The 8,196-nt window shown below is 58.7% G+C and carries 5 protein-coding genes and 2 pseudogenes; 4 read left to right on the plus strand and 3 right to left on the minus strand.

The window, feature by feature from the left end; translation table 11 throughout:
- Nucleotides 1-1,068: phosphohexomutase domain-containing protein (locus tag AS026_RS32620; protein WP_062370769.1), on the plus strand; the 1,068-nt coding region annotated here is incomplete at its 5' end.
- A 37-nt stretch (nt 1,069-1,105) separates the two neighbouring features.
- A complete protein-coding gene (locus tag AS026_RS32625) occupies nt 1,106-2,533 on the plus strand; it encodes a mannose-1-phosphate guanylyltransferase/mannose-6-phosphate isomerase (RefSeq protein WP_062370767.1) in 1,428 nt (475 codons plus the stop codon).
- Nucleotides 2,534-3,092: 559 nt separating this feature from the next.
- Here the strand turns inward: AS026_RS32625 and AS026_RS40730 are convergent.
- Nucleotides 3,093-3,309, minus strand: a pseudogene (locus tag AS026_RS40730) (UDP-glucose 4-epimerase GalE); the annotation flags it as partial.
- 887 nt (nt 3,310-4,196) lie between these two features.
- Nucleotides 4,197-4,385, minus strand: a complete 189-nt coding sequence (locus AS026_RS32645; RefSeq protein WP_062374662.1) for a hypothetical protein — start codon at nt 4,383-4,385, stop codon at nt 4,197-4,199.
- 386 nt (nt 4,386-4,771) lie between these two features.
- On the opposite strand from AS026_RS32645, the gene AS026_RS32650 reads away from it, so the two are divergent.
- Complete coding sequence (locus tag AS026_RS32650; RefSeq protein ID WP_062374665.1) at nt 4,772-5,923, plus strand: MFS transporter; 1,152 nt, start codon at nt 4,772-4,774, stop codon at nt 5,921-5,923.
- A 267-nt stretch (nt 5,924-6,190) separates the two neighbouring features.
- Here the strand turns inward: AS026_RS32650 and AS026_RS32660 are convergent.
- Nucleotides 6,191-7,297, minus strand: a pseudogene (locus AS026_RS32660) (MFS transporter); the annotation flags it as partial.
- Nucleotides 7,298-7,428: 131 nt separating this feature from the next.
- On the opposite strand from AS026_RS32660, the gene AS026_RS32665 reads away from it, so the two are divergent.
- The coding region (locus AS026_RS32665; RefSeq protein ID WP_062371607.1) for an IS110 family RNA-guided transposase at nt 7,429-8,196 on the plus strand (768 nt) is incomplete at its 3' end.

An 8,196-nucleotide genomic window follows, 5' to 3' on the forward strand; every position in this document is an offset into this window, starting at 1 on the left:
ACGGACGAAGCAGCGATCACGACTGTCGCGACAGAACTCGACCGTGCCGGCTTTACGTTTGTCCCCCGCAGTGCCGGGATGCAAAACCGATCCGTCGAATGCCTGGCGCTCTTCCGCGAACGGAATGCCAATATTCTTCCCACGGAAGCGCTCGCGGGCCTGAAAGTCGGCGTCTACCAGCACAGCACGGTCGCCCGTGATCTGCTGGTAGATCTCCTGGAACACTTCGGCGCAACGGTCGTGCCGTTTGGCCGCTCGGAAACTTTCATTCCCGTCGACACCGAGGCGGTTTCGGAGGAGACGATCGCCAAGCTCAAGGAGGTCGCAAGACAGCATGGCCTCGACGCCATGGTCTCTGCGGATGGTGATGGCGATCGCCCGTTGGTGGCGGACGAAACAGGGACGCCGCTGCGCGGCGATTTGCTCGGCCTGATCGCCGCGAACTTTCTCGGTGCGACATCGGTCGTGACACCCGTGACATCGAATTCCGGCATCGAAGCCGCCGGTCGCTTCAGCGTCATTCGCACGCGTGTTGGCTCTCCGTTCGTCATATCGGGGATGCAAGAAGCACTCGCGGCTGGCCGGACCCGTGTTGCCGGTTTCGAAGCGAACGGCGGCCTGCTCACCGCGAGTGAATTCGAGGTCAACGGTCACACGCTGAAGGCCCTTCCGACACGCGACTGCTTCGTCCCCATCCTGGCGGCGCTTTCCCTTGCTGCCTCCAAACGGCAGCCTCTTTCGGTGGTCGCCGCGTCCTTCAATCTGCCATTTGCCGCGGCCGACCGGCTTGAGAATTTTCCGGTTGAGATCAGTGCCCGGTTGATGGCCTATCTTCGCGCCGCACCCGCCAATCTCGCGGCGTTCCTGCAGCCGATCGGCGAGGTTGGCAGCGCCAGCGATATTGACGGCCTTCGTGTTACGCTGGCGGATCGCCGCATCATCCATTTCCGCCCGTCCGGCAATGCCCCTGAAATGCGCTGCTACGCCGAGGCGGAAACCGAAACAGCCGCCGCGGCGTTGCTGCGCGCCGGTCTGGAGCGAATCCGCTGGTTGGCGCATCCGAGTTGATAGGCGAAGCAAAGATAGATATTCGAGGACTCTCCATATGACACAGAAGATCGTTCCCGTGATAATGGCTGGTGGCAAGGGCACTCGTCTCTGGCCGCTGTCTCGCGCCGCAGCGCCCAAGCAGTTCATCCGCTTTATCGGCGACAAGACATTGTTCCAGGAAACGCTGCTGCGCGTGTCCGATCCCACGCTTTACGAAGCACCCGTCATCCTGACCAACGAGGAGTTTCGCTTTCTCGTTGCCGAGCAGGCGCGCGAGTTGGACATCGGTCTAGCGGCAATTCTGCTCGAACCGGTTGCTCGAAACACCGCGGCGGCAGTTGCGGCGGCCGCAACGCTCGTGCGTGATCGCTTTGATGAAGACACGGTCATGCATGTTCTCGGCTCCGACTATGAGATCGTCGCTGACGACACCTATTTTGAGTGCGTTCGCATCGCTGCCGCCACAGCCGCCCAGGGCAAGCTGGTAACCTTCGGCATCCAGCCGACCGAGCCGGCAACCGGCTATGGCTACATCGAAGGCGGGAAGACACTCCCGACGGGCGCACGAACGGTCGCGCGCTTTGTCGAGAAGCCGCCGCTCGCCAAGGCCGAAGACATGGTCGCGACTGGCGGCTTCTACTGGAACTCCGGGATGTTCATGTTCTCGGTCTCAGGCGTGCTTGCCGAGATGCGGAGCTATGCCGCGCCGGTCCTCAAGGCTGCGGCCGACGCCATTGCAAAAGGCGTCAGAGATCTAGACTTCATCCGCCTCGACAAGGCAGCGTTCGCCACCAGCCCGAACATCTCGATCGACTATGCCGTCATGGAAAAGACGAGCAACGCAGCCGTCGTTCCCTCGCCGTTCAAGTGGTCCGACCTCGGCAGCTGGGATTCCGTCTGGAAGAGCGGCAGCCGCGACGAGAATGGCAATCTAGCAGCCGGCAACACGACGGTCGTCAACACCAAGAACTCGCTCATCATGACCCATGGCGTGCACCTCGCCGTCCAGGGCATGGACGACATCGCTGTCATCGCCAGCGAGGACGCCGTTTATGTCGGACGGCTGCAGGACAGCCAGGACGTCGGGAACCTCGTGAAGATGCTCGCCGCCGCCCCCACGACATCGCAACTGACCGAGACGCACCCGACTTCTTACCGGCCTTGGGGCGGCTACACATCGGTGCTGAACGGCGACCGCTTCCAGGTGAAGCGCATTTTCGTCACGCCGGGCAAGAAGCTGTCGCTGCAGAAGCATCATCACCGCTCCGAGCACTGGATCGTCGTCAAGGGCACGGCAGAAGTGACAATCGGCGAAAACGTGCAGATGCTCAGGGAAAACGAGTCCGTCTACATCCCGCTCGGCGAAGTCCACCGTCTCGCCAATCCCGGCAAGATCATGCTCGAACTGATCGAAGTGCAGACCGGATCCTATCTCGGAGAGGACGATATCATCCGCATCGTCGATGAGTTCGGCCGCAGCTGATCGATAAATGGACCATCTCAGTTGCCAGACTTGTAGTGCCAAGAGGGCCAACGACATTATGGACAATCGCCTGAGAGACAAACGAGTATTAGCCAAACTGCGAATTCCGATTTTCCAAGGATTTGTTCGCCGGCTGCAACGTGAAGATCGCTTCTTCGAGGAAAACTCTGATCTCCGAGGCGACTACAGTGATCGGAGATGCATGGTTGAAACACGCCCGTTGAGGCGCCTGAAAATCGGCCGGGTCGATGCCTGACGACAAGCACCTTAGTCGAAACAAGGTTCTTCTGGCCGGAACTCAGCCTACATGCTGTCACACATCAAGATGCAGTGGTGGGCACTGCGCGGTGAAGTCGAAAGAAGCGAGTCGACTGGACACCGATATGCAGGTTTGCTGAAACACTTCAAGACGCGCCTCGATCTCCCTTGTCTGGCACCAAACGGATATCTCGCGGTCGACTTCTTCTTCGTCCTCAGTGCCTTTGTTGTTGCTAGCGCCTAGCAGGGACAGCTGCAGATAAAACTCTATCTGCAACCGCATTTTTCCGAAAGCGATTGAGCGACGGCCGACATATTCCACAGGAAACGGCCGCTCGGAGACGCGCTCGACGGTGCCGAGGTTTGAAAGCAACCGACTCTCCGCCGCGCAACAGATGCTCGACGGCGCGGACATGGGCATCGGCGAGGTCGAGGACGTGGATGTCATCGCGGACGCAGCAGCCGTCACGCGTCTCGTAGTCGGTTCCTAACACCTTGAAGCCTTCGCGGCGGCCAACCCATGACACGCGCTCTTTTAGCATCATGACGACCTAAACAAGGAAACAAAAGGAGAGCGTGCCGGCAGGAACCGCAACGCCATCAGCTGGAATATGCCAAGAGGTCGCATGCGCATCTGGATCAACGGTGTTTTGTGAGGTCGGTCGGCGGAGGGCTCCCCGGTTCTTCCAGCGTTCCACGCATGATGCCGAGTTCCATATGATTTGCTTGATCGCCATCGACCAGATGTAGAGAATTACCATTCTCCTCCTAGGCGCCCAGCAAGCGGTCTTGAGCAGCCTGTCTGGCGTGTCGCGGTGCACTGACGCGATCAAAGATCTGAAGGAGAAAGATTTTCAAAGCCGTGATCTCGATTTCGATCGCGGCAGCCTGGGTCGGGTCCGCGGATGCCCATCGCCGGATTGTGGAGATCGACCTGCTGATTGTGCCCGGTTGGGTGAGGCATGCAGCATCAAACCGGCCACTATCCGTCACGTACCAAACAAATAGGCGAATGGCGACATAGCCAGAATTGTAATAGCCTTCGGCACACATTCTCGCGTGCTCTTCGTTAAGTGCCCGGCGCGTTTCGGAATTGAGCCGAGCGATATCCAAACCGAGCTCATGAAGCTTGTCAGCGACACCGGATGCATGCGGGTCTGGTCGCAGTCGCGCAAATATCGGTCTCATCTCCATGACCGGAGAATAACGCGATGTTGGCCCACCGGGAACCGTGACCTTTCTAATCCCTTTGGCTTATGCTGCGTCGCAGCACGCGCGTTGCGTTCCCATTCGAAGGCTGGCGTATGAGTGACCCGAGCAGTTCAACTGCCCAGCCTTGCCTTCGTAAGGGCGATCCTCACCCGATGTCGAGAACTGCTCGGGGCGGCAGTCCTCCACACTCTCTCTACTGCATCCGAGTCGACGCGCGCCCGATTTCGACTACAATTCCTTGCCTTAGGGCTTCTTCCCTTGTCTCCTCGATTGCTTGCTCGACCCGATAGACGACGATGTCGAATACTGGACCTTCCAGAATGGCAATTTCCCGCGCGACGCTGAGAGCGAAGATCAATTGAGCGATGCTGGCTTCGTCCATGGGCGCTCCTAACCAACGAAGAAAACTTACCGCCATTCAATGTGTGCTGCAATGCACAATATTGATGGTATCCTCGGTGGAGGCAAGCCGCTCAGGATTTGACATCGCCTGGAGGATCGATGTCGCTCCTGTCCGCGTCCGGGGCAAAAGAGCGTGTCGTCTTTCTTGGGGTTGAATCGCGCGCGCGTCTTGTCAGCGAAAAGGAACTCGCGTATGACGGGTATCGTCGTTTCAGCTAGGCCGACCTGACCATGACCGCTGGAGTGGCAGTTCCCTTTGACTGTTAGTCTCTGTGCTTTAGGGCCTCGGATGCGATCACTTTCGTTTGGATCACGGTCGGACGTTGAGGAATATCCGCCGCAACCTAAAGACTCGGGAGCCCTGAAATGCGCATTGAGCCGCAGGTGCGAATTTATACCTGCTTCTTCCTCTTTTCGGCATCGACCGGTGCCCTGCTCTCCCGCCTTCCTGATCTCCAGGATGCCCTCCAGGTCAACAAGTCCGAACTGGGCCTCACCCTGATTGGGGCAGCGATCGGTGCACTGATATCCTTGACGTTCTTTTCGCCCCTCGTGGCCCGATTGGGTGCTCGAGCAACGGCGTTCATAACCGTACTCGGGACCTCAGCACTGATCGCCTCGATCCCATGGGTCACAAGCGCCGAACTCGTTTTCGGGATTTTGTTTTTCGAAGGATTGCTCGCAGGAGCCCTGGAAATAAATCTTAACGTCGAAATTGACCGTATCGAAGCGCAGCTCGGCCGGGGTGTCATGAACCGCGCCCATGGTTTCTGGAGCCTCGGATTTTTCGCCACTGCGCTCATGGCATCAGGGGTGCGCCAGGCCGGCGTCTCAATGCAACTCCACTTGGCACTAACATTCATTGTGGTACTGGTCGTGGCCGCTATGGTGATCAGCGGAATGCGCAGTGCACCGGCGCGGGCGTTGGGCGAGCATGCGGACGCAGGTCATGTCGCATTGCCGACGCTCGGTCTGCTTCCCCTCTGCGTCATTGGCATTGCTGCTTTCCTGGTGGAGGGTGCAGGCATAGATTGGTCAGCGATCTATATGCGCGATGTTTTCCAGGTCGAGCCATTTGTCGGCGGCCTTGGATTGACAATGTTCACACTGTTCATGGCGCTCACCCGGCTGTTTGCCGATCGCTTTGTGGATCAATACGGCTCCCGGGCGGTCGCGATTACCTTGCTGTTGATCTCAACGGCTGGACTGACTGCGGTTTGGCTTGCACCCCATCCCCACGTTGCCCTTGTTGGCTTTGCATTAATGGGTAGCGGCTGCAGCGCCGTCTATCCGCTTGCCGTTTCGGCTGCCGCTCAGCGCACCGACCGGCCCGCGCATATGAATGTTGCAGCTTTAGGCCAGATGTCCTTCATCGTCTTTTTTCTTGCTCCACCTTTGCTCGGTTTTGTCGCAGAGCAGGCAGGCATTCGAACCTCATACCTGGTCTGCATTCCGCTCATTTTCGTTGCACTATTCTGCGTCAAATCACTCTCAACAAGGCGAAGCGCGTTCGCGTAGCCGTCCAGGTCGAGGAACCGAAGCGCGCAAGGCACGTATGCAGGTGCACTCGTCAGACGACCGTCCGGTCTCCTGTGAGCCATTTGCCCAACCTGCACAGGCGACAGCCAACGATTCTTGACACGAGCTTGTTCAATTCCAGGAAATTGCCGGTTGCCCGGATTGGCCGCTCAGGCAACTTGGTGGAGTAATGGCTGTCCACCACCTCCATCGCATCTTCGACGTCCATGGTCATGGAGGCGTGAGCCAGCGTTCTTGACCGCAGGACTACCCCTTCAGCGTCCTGACTTTGGTAAGATCGGGGAAAAGACGCGTCCACATCAATACGATGGCAACTGTACCGACGCCACCGATGATTCCGGCGGCGACAGGTCCCATGAAGCCCGCCACCATGCCCGATTCAAATTCACCGAGTTGATTGGACGTACCGATGAAGAGCGAATTTACCGCATTTACGCGTCCGCGCATGTCATCCGGCGTCAAGAGCTGGACAAGCGAGCTGCGCACCACGACGCTGACGGTATCGGACGCCCCGACAACGAGCAGCGCGCATACAGACAGCGCAATATTGGTGGAGATTGAAAATACAACAGTCGCCGCGCCGAAGATCGCGACGGCAGCGAGCATCTTGATCCCGACATTGCTGCTCAGCGGCCGTCGCGCCAGCACGATTGACATGGCGAGAGCTCCGACCGCCGGTGCGGCACGCAGCAATCCCAATCCCCAAGGGCCAGCGTGAAGTATGTCCCGCGCAAACATCGGCAGCAAAGCGGTGGCGCCGCCAAGCAGTACGGCAAAGAGATCGAGCGAGATTGTCCCGAGGACGACGGGTCGGCTCCGGATAAAGGAGACACCGGCAAACACCGACGTTAGCGTTACCGGTTCGCGTTTTGCGGGCTTCCAATGCATTCGGATCGAAATCACATTGAGGCTGGCAACAGCAAAGAACACGGCAGCAACAGCAAAAGGTGCAACGGGATGGACGCCGTAGAGCAGGCCGCCGAGGGAGGGGCCGATGATGAAGGCCGTCTGCTGCATCGAGGTTGTAGTCGCGACCGCCCGCTGCAACATCGCGTCAGGCACGATATTCGGCAGCAACGCTGCCATGGTCGGCCGCTCGAAGGCGGCAGTAGCGCCCAGGATCGTGACGGCAACGAGTATGCCCGCCGGTGTCAGCCACTGCTGCCAAGTGGCAATCGCGAGCGACAGCGAAGTCGCGGCCTCGATCAGTTGGCAGACAAGACCGATGCGACGGCGGTCATAGCGGTCGGCGACGTGGCCGACAATGAAGGTCAGAACAACCATCGGCAAGAACTGGCAAAAGCCTACAAGCGCCAACGCAAATGCGCTGTGCGTCTGGTCGTAGATCATCCACATGGGGTAATCGCGGGAGCGAGTCGCCCCTGATGCAGTCCCGACAATGGAAGCTGGTGGCTGTTCCCCGATAAGATGAAGTGCGGGCTCAAGACTGGCAGTCAGGCCCAGGCATCTAACGGAGAACAACCATGGAAGAGTATATCGGGCTTGATGTGTCGTTGAAAGAGACAGCCATTTCCATTCGGCGCGGTGGCAGAAGGATCTGGCGCGGTAAATGCAAATCCGACCCGGACAGCATCATAACCTTGCTCCATAAGCATGCGCCCGACGCCAGACGGGTCGTCTTTGAGACTGGTCCCCTTTCGATATGGTTTTATCATGCGCTGACCGATGCAGGGGTTCCAGCGATTTGCATCGACGCGCGGCATGCCAAGGCAGCGCTCGACATGGCTGCGAACAAAACAGATGCGAACGATGCCGATGGCCTTGCGCATCTTGCTGAGGTCGGCTTCTACCGCGAAGTCCGGGTCAAAGGGTACGACAGCATGCTCACCCGGACGCTTGTGGCGGCACGAACGCGGTTGGTGACGATCTGCACGGAGCTGTCAAATCAGATCCGAGGCTTGATGAAGACGTTTGGCTTGGTCATTCCGAGTGGCAAGGGTGCAACCTTCGGAAACAACGTCCGTATGCTCCTAGACGGCCACCAGTCTCTTTCGCGGATCATTCTCCCACTCTTGAAGGCTTGGTACGGCACGCGCGAACAGGCGGCCGAACTCAGTAGGCAGTTGATAGCAATCGCGCGGGCGAGCCAATCGTGCCGGCTACTCATGTCGGTGCCCGGTGTTGGGGTTGTCACTGCAACTTCGTTCGTGACCGCCATTGAAGATCCGGAGAACTTCAAGAAGTCACGGTCCGTAGGAGCCTGGCTGGGGCTAACGACACGCCGCTATCAA

The sequence above is a fragment of the Rhizobium altiplani genome (assembly GCF_001542405.1).
GTDB lineage: Bacteria > Pseudomonadota > Alphaproteobacteria > Rhizobiales > Rhizobiaceae > Rhizobium > Rhizobium altiplani.